Source organism: Listeria sp. SHR_NRA_18 (genome assembly GCF_003856515.1).
Taxonomy (GTDB): domain Bacteria; phylum Bacillota; class Bacilli; order Lactobacillales; family Listeriaceae; genus Listeria_A; species Listeria_A newyorkensis.
Window position 1 is genome coordinate 1 of sequence record NZ_QPKR01000096.1, and the last position, 406, is coordinate 406.

Consider the following 406-nt stretch of genomic DNA (forward strand, 5'->3'; position numbering starts at 1 on the left):
GGCGTTAGGCTTGCTGATCGGCGCGGGTTGGCAGCCAGCGGCGTTGGCTCATGGCGCTGCGGCACATATGGTTCCGCTGCAAAAAACGCTGGAGGAGTTTGGTGCCAGCGTGCAGTGGGATGACTACGCCCGCATGTTCGTTATCGTGAAAGATGGTGCCTATGTGAAGGTCAAACCGGATAGCCGCGAAGCCATCGTTAACGGCAAGCCGCTGAGATTACAGGTGCCGGTGGTGTTCAAGGGTAAAACGGCCTATATGTCCGACGAGTTTATCAACGAAGTGTTCCAATCCGGTCTGGATCAGACCTTTGCGGTGGAACATCGGGCCCATCCGCTAAATCCGTTGAGTGCGGCGGAGATTAACGCGGCGGTCGCTATCATCAAGGCGGCCCCGGAGTATAAAAAC

General features: G+C 56.7%; 1 protein-coding gene. It reads left to right on the forward strand.

Going from position 1 to position 406, the window contains the following annotated elements:
• Window positions 1-406: stalk domain-containing protein (locus DUK53_RS17315; RefSeq protein ID WP_255410910.1), on the forward strand; the 406-nt coding region annotated here is incomplete at both ends.